20 protein-coding genes are annotated in these 22,617 nt (G+C 72.7%); 5 read left to right on the plus strand and 15 right to left on the minus strand.

What is annotated here, in order from left to right; all coding sequences use genetic code 11:
• Positions 1-92: 92 nt before the first annotated feature.
• Positions 93-950: a fumarylacetoacetate hydrolase family protein gene (locus DFJ67_RS37885; RefSeq protein ID WP_116077129.1), complete on the plus strand. Its 858-nt coding sequence runs from the start codon at positions 93-95 to the stop codon at positions 948-950.
• A 100-nt stretch (positions 951-1,050) separates the two neighbouring features.
• The gene (gene uvrA / locus DFJ67_RS37890) at positions 1,051-3,594 is read left to right on the plus strand and encodes an excinuclease ABC subunit UvrA (protein ID WP_116073905.1); all 2,544 of its coding nucleotides are present in this window, start codon (positions 1,051-1,053) and stop codon (positions 3,592-3,594) included.
• 678 nt (positions 3,595-4,272) lie between these two features.
• Here the strand turns inward: uvrA and DFJ67_RS37895 are convergent.
• From DFJ67_RS37895 to DFJ67_RS37935, 9 genes are read right to left on the minus strand one after another with little or no spacing between them, the layout of a single operon-like run.
• A complete protein-coding gene (locus DFJ67_RS37895; RefSeq protein WP_116073907.1) occupies positions 4,273-6,063 on the minus strand; it encodes a S9 family peptidase in 1,791 nt (596 codons plus the stop codon).
• Positions 6,056-7,168 (minus strand): zinc-dependent alcohol dehydrogenase, encoded by a 1,113-nt coding sequence (locus tag DFJ67_RS37900; RefSeq protein ID WP_116073909.1) that lies wholly within the window; start codon positions 7,166-7,168, stop codon positions 6,056-6,058. The genes DFJ67_RS37895 and DFJ67_RS37900 overlap by 8 nt, the downstream gene beginning before the upstream one ends.
• Positions 7,168-8,148: a C-terminal binding protein gene (locus tag DFJ67_RS37905; RefSeq protein ID WP_116073911.1), complete on the minus strand. Its 981-nt coding sequence runs from the start codon at positions 8,146-8,148 to the stop codon at positions 7,168-7,170. The genes DFJ67_RS37900 and DFJ67_RS37905 overlap by 1 nt, the downstream gene beginning before the upstream one ends.
• 6 nt (positions 8,149-8,154) lie before the next feature.
• Entirely contained in the window at positions 8,155-9,246 is a 1,092-nt protein-coding gene (locus DFJ67_RS37910) for an aminotransferase class V-fold PLP-dependent enzyme (RefSeq protein ID WP_170216157.1), read from the minus strand.
• Positions 9,247-9,248: 2 nt separating this feature from the next.
• Positions 9,249-11,102, minus strand: coding sequence for a dipeptide ABC transporter ATP-binding protein (locus tag DFJ67_RS37915; RefSeq protein ID WP_116073915.1), 1,854 nt, complete (start codon positions 11,100-11,102; stop codon positions 9,249-9,251).
• Positions 11,099-11,989, minus strand: coding sequence for an ABC transporter permease (locus tag DFJ67_RS37920; RefSeq protein WP_116073917.1), 891 nt, complete (start codon positions 11,987-11,989; stop codon positions 11,099-11,101). The genes DFJ67_RS37915 and DFJ67_RS37920 overlap by 4 nt, the downstream gene beginning before the upstream one ends.
• Entirely contained in the window at positions 11,986-12,987 is a 1,002-nt protein-coding gene (locus DFJ67_RS37925; RefSeq protein ID WP_116073919.1) for an ABC transporter permease, read from the minus strand. Before DFJ67_RS37925 ends, DFJ67_RS37920 begins: the two co-directional genes overlap by 4 nt.
• A 3-nt stretch (positions 12,988-12,990) precedes the next feature.
• Positions 12,991-14,550, minus strand: coding sequence for an ABC transporter substrate-binding protein (locus DFJ67_RS37930; RefSeq protein WP_116073921.1), 1,560 nt, complete (start codon positions 14,548-14,550; stop codon positions 12,991-12,993).
• A gap of 38 nt (positions 14,551-14,588) precedes the next feature.
• Positions 14,589-15,713 (minus strand): mandelate racemase/muconate lactonizing enzyme family protein, encoded by a 1,125-nt coding sequence (locus DFJ67_RS37935; RefSeq protein WP_116073923.1) that lies wholly within the window; start codon positions 15,711-15,713, stop codon positions 14,589-14,591.
• 158 nt (positions 15,714-15,871) lie between these two features.
• Between DFJ67_RS37935 and DFJ67_RS37940 the strand changes: the two genes are divergently transcribed.
• The gene (locus tag DFJ67_RS37940; RefSeq protein ID WP_116073925.1) at positions 15,872-16,564 is read left to right on the plus strand and encodes a GntR family transcriptional regulator; all 693 of its coding nucleotides are present in this window, start codon (positions 15,872-15,874) and stop codon (positions 16,562-16,564) included.
• Positions 16,565-16,577: 13 nt separating this feature from the next.
• Here the strand turns inward: DFJ67_RS37940 and DFJ67_RS37945 are convergent, their stop codons facing one another.
• Genes DFJ67_RS37945 through DFJ67_RS37955 form a run of 3 tightly spaced genes read right to left on the minus strand, consistent with a single transcriptional unit; the run spans position 16,578 to position 19,290 of the window.
• A complete protein-coding gene (locus tag DFJ67_RS37945; protein ID WP_116073927.1) occupies positions 16,578-17,708 on the minus strand; it encodes an ATP-binding protein in 1,131 nt (376 codons plus the stop codon).
• Between the two features lie 21 nt (positions 17,709-17,729).
• Entirely contained in the window at positions 17,730-19,001 is a 1,272-nt protein-coding gene (locus DFJ67_RS37950; protein WP_116073929.1) for a cupin domain-containing protein, read from the minus strand.
• The gene (locus DFJ67_RS37955; RefSeq protein WP_116073931.1) at positions 18,988-19,290 is read right to left on the minus strand and encodes a hypothetical protein; all 303 of its coding nucleotides are present in this window, start codon (positions 19,288-19,290) and stop codon (positions 18,988-18,990) included. The genes DFJ67_RS37950 and DFJ67_RS37955 overlap by 14 nt, the downstream gene beginning before the upstream one ends.
• A 152-nt stretch (positions 19,291-19,442) precedes the next feature.
• Between DFJ67_RS37955 and DFJ67_RS37960 the strand changes: the two genes are divergently transcribed.
• Together DFJ67_RS37960 and surE are read left to right on the plus strand one after the other, a co-directional pair.
• Entirely contained in the window at positions 19,443-20,183 is a 741-nt protein-coding gene (locus DFJ67_RS37960; protein WP_203784052.1) for a DUF72 domain-containing protein, read from the plus strand.
• On the plus strand, positions 20,180-20,977 hold the full coding sequence (surE, locus tag DFJ67_RS37965) for a 5'/3'-nucleotidase SurE (RefSeq protein ID WP_116073935.1): 798 nt from the start codon (positions 20,180-20,182) through the stop codon (positions 20,975-20,977). Before DFJ67_RS37960 ends, surE begins: the two co-directional genes overlap by 4 nt.
• Positions 20,978-20,980: 3 nt before the next feature.
• Here the strand turns inward: surE and DFJ67_RS37970 are convergent, their stop codons facing one another.
• The 3 genes from DFJ67_RS37970 to DFJ67_RS37980 are packed head-to-tail and all read right to left on the minus strand — an operon-like array spanning position 20,981 to position 22,608.
• Positions 20,981-21,460 carry a hypothetical protein gene (locus DFJ67_RS37970; protein ID WP_116073937.1) on the minus strand — a complete coding sequence of 160 codons (480 nt, stop codon included), beginning with the start codon at positions 21,458-21,460 and terminating at the stop codon, positions 20,981-20,983.
• Between the two features lie 9 nt (positions 21,461-21,469).
• Positions 21,470-21,967 carry an LURP-one-related/scramblase family protein gene (locus DFJ67_RS37975; RefSeq protein ID WP_116073939.1) on the minus strand — a complete coding sequence of 166 codons (498 nt, stop codon included), beginning with the start codon at positions 21,965-21,967 and terminating at the stop codon, positions 21,470-21,472.
• Positions 21,967-22,608 carry a maleylpyruvate isomerase N-terminal domain-containing protein gene (locus tag DFJ67_RS37980; RefSeq protein ID WP_116073941.1) on the minus strand — a complete coding sequence of 214 codons (642 nt, stop codon included), beginning with the start codon at positions 22,606-22,608 and terminating at the stop codon, positions 21,967-21,969. Before DFJ67_RS37980 ends, DFJ67_RS37975 begins: the two co-directional genes overlap by 1 nt.
• Positions 22,609-22,617 lie beyond the last annotated feature (9 nt).

The following is a 22,617-nucleotide window of genomic DNA, read 5'->3' on the forward strand; positions in this document are numbered from 1 at the left end:
TGTTTTCGAAACTCTATTGACTACTCGAACACTTGGGCCTGATGCTGAGGCGGGCCGGGCGGCCGGCCCTCTTGGCGAGCAAGGAGCGGCACATGCGGATTGCCAACGTCGCCGGCCGGCTGACCGTCGTCACGCCGTCCGGTGGCATCGACGTCGAGCGCGCGAGCGGCGGCCGCTTCCCGGCCGACGTGGCCGCGGTCTACGCCCGCTGGGCCGAGTTCACCGCGTGGGCCGCCGGTCTTGACCTCGCCGCCGACGCGACGCCGATCGACGAGGCCGCCCTGGGCGCCCCGTCGCCGCGCCCGGCACAGGTCTTCGCGATCGGCCTCAACTACGGCGCGCACGCGCTCGAGGCGGGCTACGACATCCCCGAGGTGCCGATCACGTTCACGAAGTTTCCGACCTGCATCACCGGCCCACACGGCGACCTGCCCATCCCCGGCGACACGGTCGACTGGGAGGTCGAGCTGGTCGCCGTCGTCGGCCGGCTCGCCAGCAACGTCTCGACCGACGACGCGTGGTCTTTTGTCGCGGGCCTGACCGTCGGCCAGGACTATTCCGAGCGCCGGGTGCAGACCCTGGGCCAGTCGCCCCAGTTCAGCCTGGGCAAGTCGTTCCCGGGCTTCGGCCCGACCGGCCCGTGGCTGGTCACCCTCGACGAGTTCGACAACATCGACGACCTGGCCTTGGACTGCACGGTGAACGGCGAGGTGATGCAGTCGGGCCGCACCCGCGACATGATCATGTCGGTGCCCGCCCTGATCTCCCGCCTGTCGGCGATCTGCCCACTCCTGCCCGGCGACCTCATTTTCACCGGCACCCCGGAGGGCGTCGGCTCGGGCCGCACGCCGCCGGTCTACCTGCGCCCGGGCGACGAGGTGGTCAGCACGATCGAGCGAATCGGCACCATCCGCCAGCGCTGCGTCGTCGCCGCCCACGCCGCCGTCTAGCAGGCCGTTCGAGCCCTTCCCAGGACGCGTCCGCCGCCCGACGGGCCGTCCGCCCGATACGCTGGCATAAGCAGCATTCGCCCGGCTCGGGAGGGAGACCGTGCCCAGATCGCCGCGACCCTCGCACGACGCCTACGTGCGGGTCCGTGGCGCGCGGGTGCACAACCTGCGCGACGTCGACGTCGACATCCCGCGGGACGGGCTCGTCGCGTTCACAGGCATCTCCGGCTCGGGCAAGTCCTCCCTCGCGTTCGCCACCATCTACGCCGAGGCCCAGCGGCGCTACTTCGAGTCGATCGCGCCCTACGTCCGCCGGTTGCTCAACCAGATCCCCGCGCCGCAGGTCAAGGAGATCACCGGGTTGCCGCCGGCGGTCGCGTTGCAGCAACGGCGCGGCGCCGGTGGCGCCCGTTCGACGGTGGGCACGCTGACGACCCTGTCCAACCTGCTGCGCCTTCTGATGTCGCGGGCCGGCACCTACCCGCGCGGCATGACGGACCGGCTCGACTCCGACGCCTTCTCCCCCAACACCGCGGTCGGCGCCTGCCCGACCTGTCACGGGCTCGGCCGTACCCACGTCGTCTCGGAAAGGTTGATGGTCCCCGACCCGAATCTGAGCATCCGCGACGGCGCGGTCGCCGCGTGGCCCGGGGCGTGGCAGGGGGTCAACCTGCGCGACATCCTCGTGGCGCTCGGCTACGACGTCGACCGGCCGTGGCGCCGGCTGCCCAAGCGTGACCGCGACTGGATCCTCTACACCGAGGAACAGCCGGTCGTGGAGGTGCATCCGCAGCGCGACCGCGGCGAGGGCATCTACAACGGACGGTTCTGGAGCGCCGCTTCACACGTGATGCACACGCTGACCAACTCGAAAAGCCCGAAGATGCGCGAGCGGGCGCTGCGCTTCGTCGAGGTGGGACCATGCCCGACGTGCGACGGCACGGGGCTCAAGCCCGAGGCGCTGGCGGTGACGTTCGCCGGGCGCAACATCAGCGAGCTGTCGGCGCTGCCGCTGGCGGAGCTCGCCGAGGTGCTGCGCCCGACCGCGGCGCTGACCGATCCCGAGCCCGCGTGGGAGTCGTCGTTGTCCGGCGAGCGCAGCGACGTCGCGGTGACGCTCGCCGCCGACCTCCGCGACCGGATCACGGTGCTCGTCGACCTCGGGCTCGGCTATCTCCAGCTCAACCGCCCGGCGCCGACGCTCTCGCCGGGCGAGGCGCAGCGGCTGCGGATCGCCACCCAGCTCCGCTCCGGGCTCTTCGGCGTCGTCTACGTGCTCGACGAGCCGTCGGCCAGCCTGCATCCGGCTGACGCCGAGCCTCTCATGCGGGTGCTCGACCGCCTGCGCGCCGCCGGCAACTCCATCTTCGTCGTGGAGCACGACATGGATGTGGTACGCCGTGCCGACTGGATCGTCGACGTCGGACCCGGCGCGGGCGAGGGCGGCGGGCACATCGTCTACAGTGGACCGGTTGCCGGCCTGCGCGACGTCGAAGGCTCGGCGACCCGCCCCTACCTGTTCCCCGCGCGCCGTCGGGCACCGCGCCGGGCGCCCCGCGAGCCGGCCGGCTGGCTGCGGCTGCGCGGGATCGACCGGCACAACCTGCGCAACCTCGACGTCGACCTGCCGCTGGGCGTGCTGACCGCGGTCACCGGGGTGTCCGGATCCGGCAAGTCGACGCTGATGACCCAGGTCCTCGCCGGGATCGTGCGCGACCACCTCGGCCTGCCGGCGCCGGCCGAGCCCGACGACGAGGAGCCGGGCGGCCCCGGTGCGGCACCCGCACGCGACGGGGCGACCACCACCGCCGCCGCCGACGTCCACGGGCTGGACGCCTTCGACCGCCTGGTGAGCGTCGACCAGAAGCCGATCGGCCGCACCCCGCGCTCCAACCTAGCCACCTACACGGGCCTGTTCGACGCCGTACGCAAGGTGTTCGCGAACACCGACGGGGCGCGGGAACGTGGCTACGACCCGGGCCGGTTCTCGTTCAACGTGGCGTCCGGCCGGTGCCCGACCTGCCAGGGCGAGGGCTTCGTGACCGTGGAGCTGATCTTCCTCCCCGGCACCTACGCGCCCTGCCCGACCTGCCACGGCGCCCGTTACAACGCGGAGACCCTGGAGATCACCTACCGGGGCGCGACGATCGCCGACGTGCTCGGGATGACCGTGGACACCGCCGCGACGTTCCTCGCCGACGTCCCGGCGGCCGCCCGGAGCCTGCGTACCCTCCTCGACGTCGGGCTGGGCTACCTGCGCCTGGGCCAGCCGGCCACAGAGCTGTCCGGCGGCGAGGCACAGCGGATCAAGCTCGCGACCGAACTCCAGCGCGCCCACCGTGGACACACGCTCTACCTGCTCGACGAGCCGACGACCGGGCTGCACCCAGCCGACGTCGAGCTGCTGACCCGCCAGCTCCAGGACCTCGTCGACGCCGGCAACTCCGTCATGCTGGTGGAGCACGAGATGAGCGTCGTCGCGGCCGCCGACTGGATCGTCGACCTGGGCCCCGGCGGCGGGGACGCGGGTGGGCGAATCGTCGCCGCCGGCCCGCCCGACCAGGTCGCCTCGGGCAACGGCGACACCGCGCGCTACCTGGCCCGGGTCCTGGGAAGCCCGCCCCGGCGGCGCGCGGGCGCCTGACGAAGATCCACTCGGCGCCGCTCGGCCCGCAGGCGCACGCGCGTCAGGCGGCGCCCGCCGGCGCGTCGCATCCGGCCCTGCGGCCCTACGTGCGCGGCTACTCCGGCTTCCCCTAGGGCTCCGGCGGGCCCGTCGCCCACCGGGTCCTCCCGCCCGCCACCGCGGTCATCCCATTCTCGGGCGCGGATCCGCTCACCCGGCGGGCGCGGCTGTCCTGCTCGGCGAGCAGCAGTCCCGGCCCGGCGACCTCATCTTCACCGGCACCCCAGACGGCGTCGGCTCGGGCCGCACACCCCGGTCTACCCGCGCCCGGTCGACAAGGTGGTCAGCACGATCGAGCGAATCGGCACCATCAGCCAGCGCTGCGTAGTCGCCGTCCAGCCCGCCGTTTAGCAGGCCCGCGGCCATCGCTCCCAGGGTCCCGTTCCACCGGGCCCACCGTGGGCTGTGCTTCTTTCCGCTTTGCTCTGCACCCCTGTAGGAAGCGCGCGTCGGCGGGGCGCTTCCTACAGGGGTGCAGAGCAAAGCCTCCAGATGCGCGGGCCGGGTCTCGGGTCCTTGCTGCCAGATACGCCCCACCCAGAGCGTTCGGCGGGGCCTATCTGGCAGCAGAGCAAAGTCTCCCGACAGTGGTGGGTCAGGGGCCGCATCAACGGCGGCTCCGCGTGGCTGGCGCCGCTAGGCCTTGCTCGCCTGGGGGTTTAGGTGGCGGTCGAGGAAGGCGTCGATCGCCGCCGCTCGGCGGGTGCGGCTGGAGGGGCGGCCGTGGAGATTCATCAGGTGGCCCTCGCCAGGGATGCGGACCAGGTCGACCTCGCGGCCGAGCGAGCGCAGCGCCGCGTGCATCTGCTCGCTCTGCGCGATCGGGACCACCTGGTCGTGTTCGGCGTGGATGAGCAGCAGTGGGGTGTTGATCCGGTCGGCGTGCATCAGCGGCGAGCGGTCGACGAACCGCGGTGAGGTCCATGGGGTGCCGCCCATCGGCAGGTCCCAGAAGCCCGGCACCGCCCACGCCGCCACGAAGTCGCTCAGGCCGTTTTCGCTGACCGCGCACGCGAAGCGGTCCGTGTGCGCGATCGCCCACTGCGCCATGAAGCCGCCGTAGCTGACTCCCCAGATCGCCATTCGCGCCGGGTCGATGCCCGGTAGGGCCACCGCCGCGTCGACCGCCGCGGTGATGTCGGACCAGTCGACCCCGCCCCAGTCGCCGCGGATGGCGGTCGCGAACTCCTCGCCGTAGCCCTGGCTGCCGCGCGGATTAAGAGTGAGCACCGCGTAGCCGCGGGCGGCCAGGCGCTGGACCTCGGCCGTGTGCCGCCAGCCGACCGCGCCGTGCGGGCCGCCGTGCACGTTGACCAGCAGCGGGCGCCGCCCCGAGGCCGTGGTCAGCCAGGTGTCGATCGCCACGCCGTCGGCCGCGCGCACCTCCAGCGGGGCCATCGGGGCACCCTCACGAACGGCGTCGGTCAGTGCGCGGGAACGGCCCGTCGGCTCCTCGGCCACGTGCACGTCGCCCGGGTTCAGCGCGTCGCTGCGGACGAACGCGATCCGGCCGCCGCCGACCGACGGGGACAGGCAGGCGTGCGCGCCGTCGAAGACCCGGCCGCTGCGGCCCGACGACGGGGCGAACCAGGCCAGCGGGCCGCGGCCGCCGACGGCTACCTCGACGTAGATCCGGCCGGAGGCGGCCGACCAGACCACGGGGGCGTCGCCGGTGCCGCGCGGGTCGTCGCCACGGACCGGGTTGCCCAGGCCGTGCGTCCAGTCGGCGGTCAGCTCCACGTCGGGGTCGGTGAGCCAGAGGCGCAGGTTGACGTCGCCGGCGTCACCGTGCCGGTGTCCGAGGTAGGCCAAGCGGGTGCCGTCGGGGCTCCAGGCGAAGCCCCGCACGGGGCCGGCTCCGTCGGTGACGCGGGTGATGTCGTCCGGGCCGGTCGCCACACACAGGTCGCCACCGGAGCTGAACTCGTTGCTGAGAAAGGCCAACCGATCGCGAGACCACTGTGGATCGTAAGCATCGCCAGGTAACGTCCACAAAGGATGGCCGTCAACAGCGACAACCTGGAGACGTCGGTGCCGCCGCCAGCGCCCCGGCAGTCCGTCGACCCGCACCCCGTCGAGTGACGGGACCAGCGCGGATCGGGCCAGCGCCAGCCGGGAGCCGTCCGGTGACCAGGCCGCCGACGTGACCTGTCCCCCGCCCTGCCTGGCGAGCGGCGAACCGACGCCGGTGAAAGCGTCGACCAGCCACACCGTCTCGCCACGCGACACCGCCAGCCGGCGGCCGTCCGGTGACCAGCGCGGCGCCTCGCCCGCGCCCAGCCAGACCGTGGGACCGCCGCCGGCCGGTACGACACCCACCCGGGACGCCACAACGTCGGCAGCGTGGTCGAGGGTGCGTTCGACGTAGGCGACCCGGGTGCCGTCGGGCGAGAGCCGGGGATCGGCCAGCCAGCGCGGGTCAGTCACCGAAGTCGAGCACCGCGGTCAGGGGCGAGTCGTCGGCGAACAGCGCCCGGTAGGCCGCGGGCGCGTCGTCGAACGGCACCCGGGCCGACGTCATGACGTCGAGGTCGACGCGCTTCTCGGCGAGCAGCCGGACGAAGTGGCCCATGTTGCGGTTCTCCGTCCAGCGCACGACGCTGATCGGCAGGTCGACGTTGTTCTCCTCGTAGACCGGGTCGTAGCGGCCCGGCCCATAGGCGATCGACGGCACGAACGTGGCCTGGGCGCCGAAGAAGCGCTTGCGATCGAGGTCCATCCCGAAGTCGCCGAGCGCGACCACCCGGCCGCCGGGGCGCAGCAGGTCGAACGCGAAGTTGACCAGCGTGCTGCTCGGGTCGGCGGCCGCCACGATCACGGCGTCGACACCGAAGCCGCCGGTCAGGCCGCGTACCCGATCGAGCCCGTCAGAAGACGTGTCGGTGAGCGTCGCGACCGCGCCCAGCCGGGTGGCCAGTGCGAGCCGGTCGGTGTTGGTGTCCAGCGCGACCACGTAGACGCCGGCCGAGGCCGCGAGCTGGGCGATCAGCAGGCCGAGCATGCCGCTGCCGAAGACCGCGACGGTCTCGCCGAACCGGGTTTCGGTGCGGCGCAACGCTTCGATCGAGACCGCGCCCAGCGTGACGTGCGCGGCCGCGGCCAGGTCGACCCCCGACGGCACCGGGACCGTCAGGTTGCGCGGCACGGACACCAGCGAACAGTGGTAGGCGCACTGGCTGCCGCTGCACGCGACGAGGTCGCCGGGGCGCAGGTCGAGCACGTCGTCGCCGACCGCGACCACCGTGCCGGACAGGCTGTAGCCGAGCGAGGCCGCGTCGTCGGGCGGCGGCTGCGGCATCCGGGTCTGGCCGCGCACCGCGCCCGAGCGGACGGTGCGCCATTCGTAGTCGGCGTTCGGATACTCGTGGGCCGCCGCGACGCTGGTGCGGGTGGCCCGGACGATCGACCGTTCGGTGCCTGGGCTGATCACCGAGTAGCGCGGCCGGACCAGGACGTCGCCGGGGCCGGGCGTCGGGTCCGGCACCTCACGCAGGATGATCTCGCCGCCCTGCGCCAACACGCGGCGGGCCATCAGCGGACGCCCCGGGCGTGCGGCCGGATCGCCGGGTTGACGATCGCGTCGGTCCAACCGGTGCGAAGCCACTCGACGGTGGCGCCGTAGACGGCGCGGCGCAGGTCGACCCCGGACTGCGGCGAGTTGGCGCCCTCGTGCGGGGTCAGGATCACGTTGTCGCGGCCACGCAGCGGGTTGTCGGCCGGCAACGGCTCCTGCTCGAACACGTCGAGCCCGGCGGCGCCGAGCCGGCCGGAGTCCAGCGCCTCGACCAGGGCCGCCTGGCTGACCACGCCGCCCCGGCTCGTGTTGACCAGCGCGGCGTGCGGCTGCATCAGGGCCAGCGTGTCGGTGTCGAAGAGGTGATGGGTCTCGGCCGTGAGCGGCACGTGCACGCTCACGAAGTCGGACGCCGACAACAATTCTTCGAGCCCTACCTGGCGTACGCCCGGGTCGCTCGACGTGGCCACCGGGTCGTAGCCCAGCACCGTGGCGCCGAACGCGGATGCGACATGCGCGACGTGGCTGCCGATCCGGCCGAGGCCGACCACGCCGACGGTGCTGCCGGCCAGCCGGCGCTGCCGGGCCGGGCCCGCCCGCCACAGGCCCTGCTGGCCCTGCCGGTCGCGGTAGACCACCTGGCGCGAGACGGCGAGCAGCAGCGCGAGGGCGTGCTCGGCGACGTCTTCGGTGCAGTAGGCCGGAGCGTTGGCCACCGCGATGCCCAACTCGGTCGCCGCGGTCACGTCGATCTGCTCATAGCCGACACCCCAGCGGATCGCCAGGCCAAGCCGCGGCAACCGTTCCAGGACGTCGCGGGTCAGGTGCGGGGTCCACTCGACCCAGATGACGTCGGCGTCGCGGGCCGCCTCGACGACCGCGTCGCCGTCGGCCGCGCGGACCACGGTCAGCTCGGCGCCGACCTCGGCCAGCGCGGCCTTCTCCTCGGCGTACGGCGCGAGATCGCCGACGTACTCGAGCTGCACGACCGAACTCATCGCGGACTACCTCCGGGTTTCCAGGTGTGGCGCCAGCACGTCGGCGACGAGCCGCGCCTGGGACAGGTCGTTGTAGAGGTGGAACGACAACCGGATCAGGGCGCCGGGGCCGGTGGGCGGCACCGACGTCACGATGTTGGCGGCCCGCAACGCGGAAGCGGCCGCGGCGCGGTCGGCGACCGGCACCGCGAGCACCGACGAGCCGGTCGGTGGCAGGCCGAGCAGCTTGGCGGTCTCGTCGGCCAGGCCGACACACCAGTCGCGCCGGTCGGGGGCGGGCACCGATGCCAGGAACTCCAACGCCGGCACCGCGCCGACCCAGGCGTGCCAGGCCAGCGAGACGTCGTAGCGGGCCGCGGTCGGCGCGAGGTCGTCGAGCGAAGGGCCGTAGTAGTGGGCGTAGGCGTCGCCGGCCGACCGCCAGGACGCGACGAACGCCGGCACCTGAGACCACCGGGAACGAGCCACCCGCATGAGGGCCACGCCGCGCGGGCAGAGCAGGTGCTTGTAGGCCGCGACGAGCACGTAGTCGAGGCCGAGCGCTGCCGCGTCGACCGGCAGCACGCCGGCCGCGTGGGTGGCGTCGACCAGCACCGCCGCCCCGACCGCACGGGCCGCGGCAGCGACCGCCGCCAGGTCCTGCACCCGACCGTCGTTGGAGCGCACCTGGCTGGTGGCCACCAGCGCCGTGTCCGGGTGGACCTCCTCGGCGAGCGCGTCGAACGGCACCTGGCGCACGGTGACGGACCGCGACCGGGCCGCCACCAGCGCGGGCAGCAGCACCGACGCGAACTCACCGGAAGGCACCAGGATCTCGTCGCCGGCGGACAGCGAACCGAGCACGACGCCCGCGCCGACCGAGACGGCCGGCAGCAGCGCGATCTCGTCGACCGGGGCGCCGAGCAGCGGACCGGCGGCCGCGCGGCACCGCTCGGCCTGAACGTCCCAGTCGTTGACCCAGTCGGCCGAACCGTCCTGCCACGCGGCGAGCGCTCCTTCGAGCGCCGCCACGGTGCGGCGGGACGGCAGGCCGTAGCCGGCGGTGTTCAAGTAGGTGCGGGACAGGGGTGAAAACTCGGCGAGTGCGGCGGGATGCACGGTCAGGACCCTCCACTGAGGAACTCACTGGACCGCTCCGGGTTGGGAACGGCCGCGATCAGCTCCTTCGTGTAGGGATGGGTCGGCTCGCGCAGCAGCTTGGTGGTCGGCCCCTCCTCCCGGATCGCACCGTTCTGGAGGATGATCGCCTCGTCGGCGACCGCCCGCAGCACGCCCAGGTCGTGGGTCACGAAGACCACCGTCAGCTCCCGGTCGGCCTGGAGGCCCACCAGCAACTCCAGGATCGACGCCTGCACCGACACGTCGAGCGCCGAGGTCACCTCGTCGCAGAGCAGCACCTCGGGCTCGGCGAGCAGCGCCCGGCCGATCGCGACCCGTTGCCGCTGGCCGCCCGACAGGTTGCGCGGGTAGCGGTCGAGCAGGTCGGGCGAGAGCCGGATCTGCTTCATCATCGCCGCTACGGCGTCGCGCCGGTCGCGCTTGGCGATGTCGGCCCGGAACAGCTTGAGCGGCCGTTCCAGCGACTGGTAGACGGTGTGCCGCGGGTTGAGCGTGGCATCCGGGTTCTGGAACACGATCTGGATCGCCTGGCGCAGCGCGACCGGGCGCTCGCCGGCCAGCCCGGCCAGTTCGGCGCCGCGATAGCTGACCGAGCCGGACGACGGGCGCACCAGGCCGGCGATCGAGCGCAGCAGCGTCGACTTCCCGCTGCCGCTCTCCCCCGCGATGCCCAGTGCGCGACCCGCCGGCACCCGCACCGACACGTCGTCAACGGCGACGAACGGCTCACCGGTGCCGGGCCGGGAGAAGACGACGCCGACATTGTCGACGGTGAGGATGGCATCGACGGCCGGGGCAGAGCGCGGCGCGACGACGGCCGACACCGAGGCATGCGAGGCGGCCGGCGCGAACGGTGGCAACTCGTCCAGCCGGATGCACCGCGCCGACCGGTCGTCGGCCAGGGTGACCAGCGGGATGTCGGTGGCACAGGCGTCGGTGCGGAACCCGCACCGCTGCGCGAAACCGCAGGTGTGCACCGGCACCGACGGCAGGGGAATGCCGGGGATACCGTGCAGCGGCCGGTCGGACGCGATCGTGGGCACGGCACCGATCAGCGCCGACGTGTACGGATGCCGCGGCGCCGCGTACACGGCCGAGGCGACGCCCTGCTCGACGATCTGGCCCGCGTACATGATGGCGAGCTCGTCGCAGACGGTGGCCAGCAACGCGAGGTTGTGGCTGACGTAGAGCGCGGCGATGCCCGCGTCCCGGGCCAGGGCCACGATCAGCCGGTTGACGTGTGCCTGGGTGACCACGTCGAGCCCGGTCGTCGGTTCGTCGAGGATCAGCACCTCGGGCTCGACCGACAGCGCCAGCGCCAGCGCGATCCGCTGCTGCTGCCCGCCACTGAACTGGTGCGGATACTTGTGCAGCGCCGACTCCGGCTCCGGGATCTCTACCCTGGCCAGCCATTCGGCGCTGCGCGCGACGGCGGCCGCCGTGTCGAGCCCGCGATGCCGGCGCAACCCCTCGACGAAGTGCCGCCGGATCGTCAGCGCGGGGTTGAGCGAGGTCGCGGTGTCCTGCGGCAGGTAGGCCAGCCGCGCTCCCCACACCTTGCGCAACTCCTTGATGGACGCCCGGTCGAGGTCGCGGCCGTCGAACGCGACCTGGCCGGCCAGCGTCTCCTGCCCCGCGACCCGGTAGCCCAGCAGCGACAGGGCCAGCGTGCTCTTCCCGGAGCCGGACTCGCCGGCCAGGCCGAGGATCTTGCCGGCGTGCAGGCGCACCGAGACGTCGGCGAGCACCTGGGTCAGCCCGGCGCGCGACCGGTAGCCGACCGAGAGGCCCTCCGCCGCGAGGTCGCCGTCGCGTTGCGTTGTCTGCGTCGTCACACCATCAACCGTTCGTGGATGCGGTCGCCGAAGAACTGGGTGAGCGCGTCGGCGATGAGGTTGACCGCGATCGCGAGCACGCCGATCAGCAGCGCGGGCACGAGCACACCGACCGGCGAGACCAGCAGCAGCGCCCGGTTCTGGGCCACCATCACGCCCCAGTTGGCGCTGGGCGGCTGGACGCCGAGACCCAGAAAGCTCAGCGAGGCGATGAACATGATGGCGTACGTGAACCGCAGCGCGATCTCGACCAGCAGGGTCGGCCCGATGTTCGGGGTGATCTCGCGGAACAGGATCCAGCCGAGCGACTCGCCCCTGGCCCGGGCGGCCAGCACGAACTCGCGTGGCGCGATGGCCTGGGTCGCCGACCGGATGACCCGGGTGATGTAGGGCGCGTAGACCACCGCGACCGCGGTGACCACCACCGCCCCGCCGCCGCCGAAGGCCGCGACCACGACGAGCACCGCCAGGTAGGACGGGATCGCCAGGGCGATGTTGATGATCCAGGTGACCACCGCGTCGGTCTTGCCGCCGAGATAGCCGGCGAGCAACCCGACCAGCGTGGCGACCACCATCGCGGCCGAGACCGCGACCAGCGGCAGCAGGATCACCGAGGCGCCGCCGTGCAGCACCCGGCTGAAGATGTCGCGGCCGTAGGAGTCGGTGCCCAGCCAGTGCTGCGCCGACGGGCCGAGGATCGGCTGGTCGCTGATCTCGTTGGGCGAGTCGGGCGCGATGAACGGCCCAATCACCACCAGCGCCAGCAACAACAACAGCAGCCCGACACCGAACCCGCCCTGCGGAATCGCCAGGAAGCTACGCCACCGCCGCTGGCGCGGCATCGGGAGATCGGCCGCAGTGACGTTGTCGAGAACCGACGCGCTCATCGGACGGTGTCCCGGAGCTTGGGCGTCACGTAGACGACGATCGCGTCGGCGGCCAGGTTGGCGATGACGAACACGGCGCCGATCAGCAGCGCCATCGCCTCGACCACCGGGGCGTCGCGGGACGCGGCCGACTGGGCGAGGAGCTGGCCCATTCCGGGGAAGCCGAACAGGGTTTCCGCGACCACCACGCCTCCGATCAGACCGGCGAACTGCAGGCCCAGCGCGGTGACCACCGGCGGGGCCGCGTTGGGCAGGATGTGCCGCAGCGACAACGACGGCTCGGTGACGCCGCGCAGCACCGCCGCCCGCACATAGGTCTCCGACGCCACTTCGCGGGCGTTCGCCCGCATGAGCCGGATGATGTAGGGAATCGTGCCGAGCGCGATGGTGATGGCCGGCAGCACATAGGCCGACGCGCTGTCGAACAGGCCGCCGTAGCTGACCGCCGTCGAGTCGACCGGCAGCCAGGCGAGCCAGACGCCGAGCAGGATCGCGAGCATGAGGCCGAGCACGAACTCCGGGAACGCGGCGACGATCAGCGTCACGAACGTGAGCGAGGCGTCCCGCTTGCCGCGCAGGCGTACCCCCGAATAGAGGCCGATCGGCACCGAGATGACGACGGTCAGCACCCAGGAGAGCAGCACGAGGACGATCGACGGGCCGAGCCGGGGCGAGATGACATCCCAGACCGGACCATTCGATTGGTACGAGACGCCGAGGTCGCCGTGCAGCACGCCGCCGAGCCACTCGAAGTAGCGCACCACCACCGGCTGGTCGAGGTGGTGCAGTTGCTGGAACGCGGTCACCTGCGCGTCGGTCGCGTATTGCCCGAGGATGTCGCGGGCCGGGTCGCCGGCGATCGCGGTCAGCCCGAAGATCACGATCGTGATGGCGAAGAGCGTCACCACGAGCGTGATGAGCTGGCGGACGAGGTAGGGCAGGCGGCGGGGCGCCCTCCGGATTCGAGGGCGCCCGGCCTGCTGTGCGGTCTGTGTCATGGGTTAGCTGAGGTAGGCGCCGGACAGGTACATGTGCGCGCCGTTGGCCGCGTCCAGCCCCTGCACATGCTTGCTCTTCCCGTAGACCTGACCCTCCCAGCCGGGGATCACGTTGGCGGCGCCGTCGTTGACGATGGTCAGCGCGTCGGAGAAGAGCTGCTTCTGCTTCGCCTGGTCGGACGACGCGGTGGCCTGTGCGACCAGGTCGTCGAACTGCGGGTTGCTGAAGTGGGTGATGTTGAGGTCGCCGCCCTTGCCGTAGAGCCGGGGCAGGGCCTGCGAGATGTGCAGGCGGGCCACGCTGATGCCGATCGCCGGCTTCTTCTTGAAGATGTCGGTGAAGAACGTGGCGTGCGGCCAGGTGATCACGTTGGCGTTGATGCCGGCCGCCTCGGCGGTGCTCTTGAAGCTGACCGCGGTGTCCAGCTTGTCGCCCTCGTAGGCGTAGACGTCGAAGCTGAAGTTGCCGCTGACGCCCGCCTCCTTGAGCAGCGCCTTGGCCTTGTCGGGGTCGTAGGCCCGCGGCTGGAGCCCGGAGGGGAAGAACGGGTCCTCCGGCGGGATCGGGATGTCGGGCGAGATGATGTCGATGCCCGGCGCCACGACCGACATGATCTTCTTGCGGTCGGCGGCGTACTGCATCGCCTGGATGATCTTCTGGTTGTTGAACGGCGCGGTGTCACCGAACATGGTCAGCCCGACCCAGCCGCCGTTCTTCAGCATGTAGGGCTCGACGCTGCCCTTGAGCAGCAGCGTGTTGGCGCCGGTGATGTTGTCGACGACGTCCTGGCTGCCCGAGGTGACGGCCTGGAGGCGGGTGGCGTCCTCCGCGATGACCACGATCTGGATGGCGTCGAGGTAGGGCTTGTTGTCCTGCCAGTAGCCGTCGAACCGGGCCAGCGAGGTGCGGGCGGCCGCGTCGAAGCCGGTCAGCGTGAACGGGCCGGTGCCGTTGCCCTTGCTGAAGTCGGTGGTGCCGTCCTTGACGATGCTGAAGCCGGCGTGCGAGACCATCACCGGGATGAACGCGTTGGGCTTCTTCAGCGTCAGCTTCACCGTGGTCTGGTCGGCCGCCGTGATGCCGGACGCGTCGAGGTAGGGCCCGATCTGCGCGAGACCGACGGCGGCCAGGGCCGGGTCGAGGATCCGCTTGAACGAGTAGACGACGTCCTGCGCGGTGAGCGGGCCGCCGTCGTGGAACTTGACCCCGGGCCGGAGCTTGAAGGTCCAGGTCAGGGCGTCGGCGCTGGACGACCACTCGGTGGCCAGGGCGGGGGTGAGCTGGTAGTTCTCGTCGGCCCGCACCAGCGTGTCGTAGCAGTTGGTGGCGATCAGCAGCGGCATCGTGCCGCCGGCCTTGGCCGGGTCGGCGACCTGCGTGGCGTTGCCGGCGGCCACCGCCCAGCGCAGCGTGCCGCCCTTCTTCGGGCCACCGGCGGCACCGGCACCGGCGGGCGCCGGCGAACCGTCGTCGCCGCACGCGGCGAGGCCGAAGACTCCGAGGCCGAGCGCGGCGCCGGCGCCCGTCTTCAACAGGGTGCGTCGATTGATCACATTCGTCATGAGGGGGGTCTCCGATCGCGATCAGTGCATGCGTGGTGTCAGCCGGCGGAGGCGTGCCGGACGAAGTCCTCGTCGACCGTGATGCCGAGGCCGGGACCGTCCGGAATGGCCATCCGGCCGGTGGTGGTGGTGAGGGTGAGCGGCTCCTGGGCGAGCCGCGTGCGCATCGGGTTCTCGAACCGGTCCACCTCGAGCAGAGGTGAGTCCGGTCCATCCAGTTCGGAGGGTTCGGGCAGCAGGCTGATCGCCTGGAGGGTGGCGGCGAGCAGCACCGCGCCGCCCCAGGCGTGCGGCACGCACTGCCGGCCGCGCAGGGCGGCGAGGTCGGCGACGAAGAGCAGTTCGCCGATCCCGCCACAGATCGCCACGTCCGGCTGGACGATGTCGACCGGGGTGCGGGTCAGATAGGAGTCGAAGGCACCGCGGGTCTCCAGGCCCTCGTAGGCGGCGATCGCGATGCCCAGGCCGCCGAGGTGCTCGTAGCCCGGGTAGGTCAGCCCGCCCCGGTGCCGGATCAGCGGCTCCTCGAGCCAGCGGAAGCCAAGGTCGGACAGGCCCCGGGCGACCTCGCGGGCCCGCGGCACGGCGTAGGCGCCGTTGGCGTCGACCATCAGGTCGACATCGGGGCCGACCTGGTCGCGCACCTTGGCCAGGATCGGCAGCTCGCGGGTGGGCGCGAAACGGCCGATCCGGATCTTGCAAGCGGTGAAGCCGTCGCGGGTCGCGGCGGAGACCTCGTCGGGCCAGCTCTGCTCGGGGTCGACGCCGTCGACGTAGCCACCGCTGGACGCGTAGCCGCGGACGCTGTCGCGCCGGCGGCCACCGTACAACGTGGACACCGGCACGCCGAGGCGGCGGGCGCGCAGGTCGTCGAGGGCGATGGCGAGCGCGCTGAACGCGAGGCCGTCGGCGGTCGCGATGCGCAGCGCGTCGAGGAGCGGGCGGGCGTCGGCGGCGTCGCGGCCGATCAGCACCTCGCCGACGTCTTCGATGGTGGCGGCGACACCGACGCGGGCGTAGGTCTCGCCCCAACCGTCGAGCCCGTCGCTGTCGCGGAGCCTGACCAGGACGCTGTTGCGCTCGCGGTAGGTGGCGCCGGACGGGCCGGCGGCCGCGGTGACGGGCTGGCTGAGCCGGAAAACCTCGACCCGCTGGATCGCCATTGGCCACGCTCCTCGTCGGTCAAAGCTGCCCGTCCCACAGGGCCCCTTTGATCGCCGAGTATGTTCAGCCCACGTTCGAGGTGTCAATACATTTTCGAATCCGAGCGAGGATCTGTTACTTCACCCGTGACATTCGCGAGTCCGCTAGAGTGTCAGCCATGCCACGCAGTGAAACGCGCGCGGAGCGCATCTATATCAACCTCCGCGGTGACATCCTGACCGGGCGCCTGCTGCCCGGGCAGCGGCTGCCGTTCGCTGACCTGGGGGTCCGCTACGGCACCAGCGTTGGCGTCCTCCGCGAGGCGTTGTCCCGGCTGGTCGAGCAGGGCCTCGTGCTCTCGGAGCCGCAGCTCGGGTTCCGGGTCACGCCGGTCTCGGAGGAGGACCTCCGCGACCTGACCAGCACCCGGATCGACATCGAGACGCTCTGCCTGCGGCACGCGATCAACCACGGCGACCTGGCCTGGGAGTCGCGGGTCGTCGCGGCCTACCACACCCTCGACCGCACCCCCGAGCTCGCGACCGTCCAGCCGCGCGCGGTCAACGAAGACTGGGCGACGGCGCATGCCGCCTTCCACGCGGCGGTGCTGGAGGGCTGCCCGAGCCGGCGGCTGCGCGACATCGCGGCGTCGCTGCGCGACGCGGCCGAGCTCTACCGGCGCTGGTCACGTCACCTGGGCAGCGAGGACACCCGCGACATCGCGGGCGAGCACCGCGCGCTGCGCGACGCCGTGCTGGCCCGCGACGTCGACCAGGCCGAGGCGGCGCTCACGAAGCACATCTCCTATACCACCCAGGCGCTGCTCGACTCGGCACCGGAAGAGCTGATGACGGCCCCGGCCGACGCCTGACCGGCCCGCGCGGTCAGCCGGGCCAACCGCCGAGCCGGTCGCGCACGAGATCGGCGAGGTCGGCGACCTCCCGCCCGTCGGTGTCGACGCGGAGGTCGCCGATGTCGGCCCGGTCGAGTGCCGCGGCGACCTCGACGGCCTGGGCCGCACGCCGGTGCAACTCCTCCGGCGGTCGACCGCGCAACTCGTCGCCGGCGATCGCCGGCCCACCGCCCTGGCCGCGCAGTTCGACGCGCTCGGCGAGCGTGCCGGGCTCGGCGCGCAGCCGGCAGACGCTCCACCGGGCCGACGGAAGCGCGGCCCGGTAGCGGTCGAGGGCCTCCGCGTCGGCGACGCTGCCGGACAGGACCAGACATTGCGCGCCGGCGGCGTGGAATCCCGGCCACAACCGGGCGAGCAGCGGCGCCGTGAGCCGGTGCCGGTCGGTCGACGGCCGGCAGAAACCGATCTGCGCCAGGTCGACGTAGGCGGCCGGGATGCCGTCACCGACCACCCGCCGGAAGATCTCGTAGCCCACGGTGGACTTGCCGACCGCGGGCGGACCGCAGACCAGCAGGACCGGGAACGCGGCGGGGCGGGGCACCGGCGGCGGTGTGGACGGTGGCGCGGGTAGCGCTGCCGGCGGCGCCACGGTGCCCGGCCAGCCGCTGTCCCGGATCCGCGCGACCAGCTTCGCGACCGCGGTTCCCGACGTGTCGACGACCAGGTCGGCGAAGTCGCTGCGATCGAGCGCGTCGGCGTTGCGGATCGCCTCCTCGGTCTGGTCGACGAACGATCCCCGGCGGGCGATCCGGCCGCGCAGTTCGTCATGGCCGACCCGTAGCCGGCACACCGTCACGTCGCTGTCGGGCAGCAGTTCGGCGTGCCGGCGCACCTCCGCGGCATCGTCGACCAGGCCGCTGACCACCAGACACCGCGCACCCGCGGCCGCGAAGGCCGACCACGCCTCGCTCAGATTGCGCGCCCGCAACCGGTGGTTCCGCGGATCGTGCGGTGGCGCGGGGTAGCACAGACCGAGCTGGTCCAGGTCGACGAAGGCGATCGCGATGCCGGCCCTGCTCAGCTCCTCGAAGAGCGCGAAGCCGACCGTGGTCTTGCCGACCCCGGACGGTCCGCAGATCCACAGCACCGGGCGTCGCGTCACCAGCCCAGGCTAGTAGGCCGGCTACGCAGGGACGGCGATCGCCTCGCGGAGCAGCCGGCGGGCCAGCACCAGGCGGTCCTCGTTTTCGTCGAGGCCGGGCAGGTCGCCGACCCGGGTGACGCCGCCGTCCAGGAAGGCGCGCAGGGCGAGCGCGCAGCCGGCCGGGAAGGTCACCGCGCGGTCGAACACCCGCAGCGTGATCCGGTCGTCGCCGTCGGGCTCCAGCCGCCAGCGCAGCCGTTCCCGGGGCACGATGCGGTCGTCGGGCGCGAGCGCGCGGATCGCCGCGGCCTGGGCCAGCGGGCGCAGCGCGGCCGGGCGGGCGGCCGGCCAGGCCCGGCGGCGCAGCCGCTCGGCGACCGCGGCCGGTGACGCCGTGTCGAGCCAGTCGCGCAGGGCCTCGATCGTCTCGGTCAGCTCCGGCTCGAGCTGGTCGGGGTCGCTGACGTCGAGCGCGTAGGGCAGCGTGGCCCGCAGTCGCGGGTCGTTGGCCGCCTCGCCGAGCAGGGCCTCGACCAGGGCGTAGCGGGTCAGCGCGCGGATGCCGATGGTCAGGTGCAGGGAGGAGTCGTCCTGCGCGGCGGCGCTGTGCAGCCAGCCGCGCGGCAGGTAGAGCGCGTCGCCGGGCTCGAGCACCACGTCGAGCGCGGGTTCGCCGGCCGCGGTCGCGGTCACCTCGTCGGCCCGGCCGTTCCAGTTCTGCCGCTCCAGCGGGTCGTCGAGCACCGGCGGGTGGATCTTCCAGCGCTTGCGACCGTCGACCTGGAGCACGAACACGTCGTGGGTGTCGTAGTGGGTGGCGAAGCCCTGGTTGCCCGGCGGGGTCAGGTAGGCGTTGATCTGGAGCGGCTGGCCGAGGGCGGCGCCGAGCTCGCCGGCGAACTCGATCAGCGGCGGCCAGGTCCGATGTAGACCCTGGAAGACCAGGGTCGCGCCGTCGGCGTACAACGTCAGGATCTTCTCGTCCAGGACCTGGTCGTCGATCTCGGCGCCGGATCCGCCGCTTCCGGTGTAGCGGCCGGGCGGCACGAGCGCGCCGTCTTTGGCGACCCTGATGAACGGGGTACGCAGGCCCCGCCGGCTCAGCAGTTCGTCGGCGTCGTCCGGTGACAGCAGGTCGCGGAAGCCGTCGGCGCCCTCGAGTTCGCTCGCCAGGGAGAGCAGCGGCGCCCGGCCCCAGTAGGCGCCGGCGAACTTGGCCGGGTCGACGCTGACGCAACGGGACAGCGCCGGGCGGTGTGCACCGCCCGGCGCTCCGGTTGTCAGCCCGCGGTTCCCGTCAGGCGCTGCCATCGGCGCCGCCGTCGTGGGCGTTCGGGTTGGTGCCGCCGTCAGCGGGGCCTTCGGCGCTGCCGTCGGCGCCACCGTCGTGGCCCTGTGGGTTGGTGCCGCCGTCGGCGACCCCTTCGGCACCGCCGTCGGCGCCACCGTCGTGGCCGGACGGGTTGGTGCCGCCATCCGCCGGGCCCTCCGCGCTGCCGTCGGCACCGCCGTCATGGCGTCCTGGCATCGCCCCGCCGTCGGCCGGGCCTTCCGCGCTACCGGATCCAGTCGTGGCCATGTCGTCGTCGTCGAGTGTCATCGAGTAAGCCCCCTCGCGCTTGCGGCGCCCCGGGTACGGGGGCGCTCCAGACGCCCCTGTACCCGGCCAGCGATCACCTGTAACCGGCGACCGCCCTCAGAATGACCCGCGGCGCCCGGGCTGCGGGGACGAATGCGGGGTATGGAGGACCCGTGATTCTCGTCGGCACGTCCGGGTGGCAGTACCGGGACTGGCGCGGCCCGTTCTACCCCGAGAAGCTGCCTCAGCGGGCCTGGCTGGAGCACTACGCCGGGCAATTCGCCACGGTGGAGGTCAACAACGCCTTCTACCGGCTGCCGGAGCGCGACACGTTCGCCCAGTGGCGGTCCCGCACGCCCGGCGACTTCGTCGTGGCCGTCAAGATGAGCCGCTACCTCACCCACATCAGGCGCCTCAACGACCCCGCGGAGCCCGTGCGCCGTTTCCTGGACCACGCGGCCGGGCTGGGCGATCGGCTGGGGCCAGTGTTGATCCAACTGCCGCCGAACCTGAAGGCCGCGCCATCCTCCCTCGATGCCGTGCTGGCCTGCTTCCCGAGGGAGGTCCGCGTCGCGGTCGAGCCGCGGCATCAGAGCTGGTGGACCGACGAGGTGCGCACGGTTCTTGAGAAACATCGCGCGGCGCTGGCCTGGGCCGATCGGCTGGGCCGGCCGATGACACCGCTGTGGCGCACTACCGACTGGGGTTACCTGCGGTTTCACGAAGGAAGGGCGACACCCCGGCCGCGGTACGGGCGAACCGCGCTGCGCACCTGGGCGGGGCGGCTGAAGGACGCGTTCGCCGACGCGTACGTCTACTTCAACAACGACCACGGTGGGGCGGCCGTCGTCGACGCGGAGGCGTTCGCGCGCCAGGTGTCGGCGGTCGGGCTGTCCCCGTCGCGTACGCCATGAGGGCCCTGGTCACCAACGACGACGGCATCGACGCCGTCGGCATCCGGGTGCTCGCGGCGGCACTGGCCGACCGCGGCTGCGACCTGGTCGTCGCCGCGCCCCGGGCCGACTCCAGCGGGACCAGCGCCGCGCTGCGGGCCACCGAGGACGACGGCCGGGTGCTGATCGAACGGCACGACCTCGACGGCAGCACCGGGTATGCGATCGCCGGCTCGCCCGCCTACATCACGCTGCTCGGCCTGCACGGCGCCTTCGGTCCCCCGCCCGACCTGGTCTTCTCGGGCATCAACCGGGGCGCGAACGCGGGCCGCGCGGTGCTGCACTCGGGCACGGTCGGCGCCGCGCTGACCGCGTCGGCCGCCGGCTGCCGGGCGATGGCGGTCTCGCTCGACATCCTCTCCGCCTCCAACGCGACCACGGCCAGCGGCGGCGGCGTGGTGACGCTGTCGCCGGCGGACGAGGCGGCCCGCAACTGGGCTTCCGCCGCGGCGACGGCCGTCGACCTGGTCGACGCGCTGCTGGCCGCGCCGGCCGGCGTGGTGCTCAACGTCAACGCACCGGACCTGCCCGCCGACCAGCTGCGCGGGGTACGCCGGGCCACGCTCGCCGCGTTCGGCCAGGTGGTGATGACGGTGGTGGAGTCCGGCGAGGGCTATGTGCGCACGGCGTTGCGCCAGTCCGATCAGGACCTGGTGCCCGGCACCGACCTCGCGCTGCTGGCCCAGGGCTATGCGGCGGTGACCCCGTTGCGCGCACTCGGCGAGGCCACCGACGTGCGACTGCCCGGGCTCTGATGGTCACGCCCACCGTTGCCAGAACCCGGTCCCCCGGAACGTCACCTGTGCGTCGCGCCCGGCGATGACCACTGCCAGCAGGAAGACCTGCACCAGCTCCGGCGCGCCGGGGAGTTCGAGCTCGACGGCACGCTCCGCGCCCCCGGTCCGGTAGACCCGGCCGAGCGGCGGATCCCCGGAGTCGAGTCGGTCGCGCGCGGCGACGATGAAGGTGCGCCGCAGGTGGTAGGTCTGCCCGGCCGAGGTGATGCTCCACCATTCGTCGCGGCCCCGTTCGGCCACGCCGAGCGCGCCGCCCGTCTCGTCGTGCAGCACGAGCCGGGTGTCCCAGATGGCGCCGGGGATCGAGTAGCGCCGGCCTTCGAGCGTGAACGACGCGGGCTGGCCGTCGCGGAGCACGGCGTCGAGCGTGGTGACCCGCCGGCCGTCACGGATCACCGCGTAGCGGTTGGTCCACCTGCTGACTTCGCGTGCGACCAGCACGCCATCAGGCTAGCCCCGCGCGGCCGGCCGGGCATAGACGCCGCTCAGCTCGACGTGGCGGCGGCCCGCTCGGCGTCCCACATCGCGATGACGACGGCGAGCACGAACACCTGGACCGGGGGCCGGGACGCCGGGCAGGTCGGCGTCGACGTCGCGGCGCCAGGCGCTGCGCCGGGCCACCGAGCCGACCGGGCGGTCGTCGACGTAGAGCTCCTGCCGGCTGCTGTTCCACCATGAGGTGCGCTGGAACCGGTAGGTCTGGCCGGCGGACGTGACTGTCCAACGCCGACGCCCGACCCGCTCAGCCGCAGCGAGTTCGCCGCCCAGCTGGTCGACCAGCGTCGAGCGGGTGCCCCAGAAGTTGCCGCGCACCTCGTAGGGCCGGCTGTCGAGGGTGAAGGTGCCGCCGTGCTTCCAGAACGACTGGTCCCAGGTGGTCAGCGGCCGGCCGTCGACGGCGATCTCGTAGCGGTTGCGCCACACGCTGGTGGGCCGCGCGGTCAGCATCACCCCACGCTAAGCCGCATGGCCGCCGGGCGCCCGTCCCAGCGCCACGAGTCGCGCTTCGGGTGGCCGGGCAGCATGCCGCGGCCGGTCGCCCAGAGCAGCCGCTCCCACGGGTCGGGGTGCTCGGGCAGGTCGGGGAAGAGCCGGTCGATCACCCGCTGGCACAGGTCGGCCGGCGGCTGGAAGGTGACGCCCAGCGTGCCCGCCACGTCGAAGCCGTGCACCAGGGTCTCCACGACCCCCATGGCCGCGAACCCCTCCGGGTCGCTGATGCCGTAGCCGTGGTGGGACAGCCGGTCGGCGGGCGCCGCGGCGACCACGCCGGCGAGCATCGCGCCGCAGCCCTCCAGCACCCGGAGCAGGCCGAGCGTGCCGGAGTCGCGCTCGACGAAGATCGTGAGGGCCGGACCGCCTTCGCGCAGGTATTTCCAGCCGGCCGGCATGTGGGTGTCCTGCGGCGGATCGGACGGCGCGATCTGCAGGGCGTAGGCGAACAGGTCGTCGGCCGTGTGCTCGATCGTCTCCCAGCACGTCCAGGTCAGCGTGCCGGCCGGCACGTCCCAGGCGTCGTCGGGCACGTCGCGCAGGGTGGTGCGGAGCAGGGCGACCGCGGTCGTCACATCAGCGGGGGTAACCGTCACGCGCGGAAC

It is taken from the genome of Asanoa ferruginea (assembly GCF_003387075.1).
In the GTDB taxonomy this organism is placed as follows: Bacteria; Actinomycetota; Actinomycetes; order Mycobacteriales; family Micromonosporaceae; genus Asanoa; species Asanoa ferruginea.

Bases quoted from the DNA above. Each gene is read 5' to 3' on its own strand.
- DFJ67_RS37885 (WP_116077129.1), top strand. From the start codon at position 93: ATGCGGATTGCCAACGTCGCCGGCCGGCTGACCGTCGTCACGCCGTCC.
- DFJ67_RS37900 (WP_116073909.1), bottom strand. From the start codon at position 7,168: ATGGCCCGCCGCGTGTTGGCGCAGGGCGGCGAGATCATCCTGCGTGAG.
- DFJ67_RS37905 (WP_116073911.1), bottom strand. From the start codon at position 8,148: ATGAGTTCGGTCGTGCAGCTCGAGTACGTCGGCGATCTCGCGCCGTAC.
- DFJ67_RS37920 (WP_116073917.1), bottom strand. From the start codon at position 11,989: ATGAGCGCGTCGGTTCTCGACAACGTCACTGCGGCCGATCTCCCGATG.
- DFJ67_RS37925 (WP_116073919.1), bottom strand. From the start codon at position 12,987: ATGACACAGACCGCACAGCAGGCCGGGCGCCCTCGAATCCGGAGGGCG.
- DFJ67_RS37930 (WP_116073921.1), bottom strand. From the start codon at position 14,550: ATGACGAATGTGATCAATCGACGCACCCTGTTGAAGACGGGCGCCGGC.
- DFJ67_RS37935 (WP_116073923.1), bottom strand. From the start codon at position 15,713: ATGGCGATCCAGCGGGTCGAGGTTTTCCGGCTCAGCCAGCCCGTCACC.
- DFJ67_RS37940 (WP_116073925.1), top strand. From the start codon at position 15,872: ATGCCACGCAGTGAAACGCGCGCGGAGCGCATCTATATCAACCTCCGC.
- DFJ67_RS37950 (WP_116073929.1), bottom strand. From the start codon at position 19,001: ATGGCAGCGCCTGACGGGAACCGCGGGCTGACAACCGGAGCGCCGGGC.
- DFJ67_RS37955 (WP_116073931.1), bottom strand. From the start codon at position 19,290: ATGACACTCGACGACGACGACATGGCCACGACTGGATCCGGTAGCGCG.
- surE (WP_116073935.1), top strand. From the start codon at position 20,180: ATGAGGGCCCTGGTCACCAACGACGACGGCATCGACGCCGTCGGCATC.
- DFJ67_RS37975 (WP_116073939.1), bottom strand. From the start codon at position 21,967: ATGCTGACCGCGCGGCCCACCAGCGTGTGGCGCAACCGCTACGAGATC.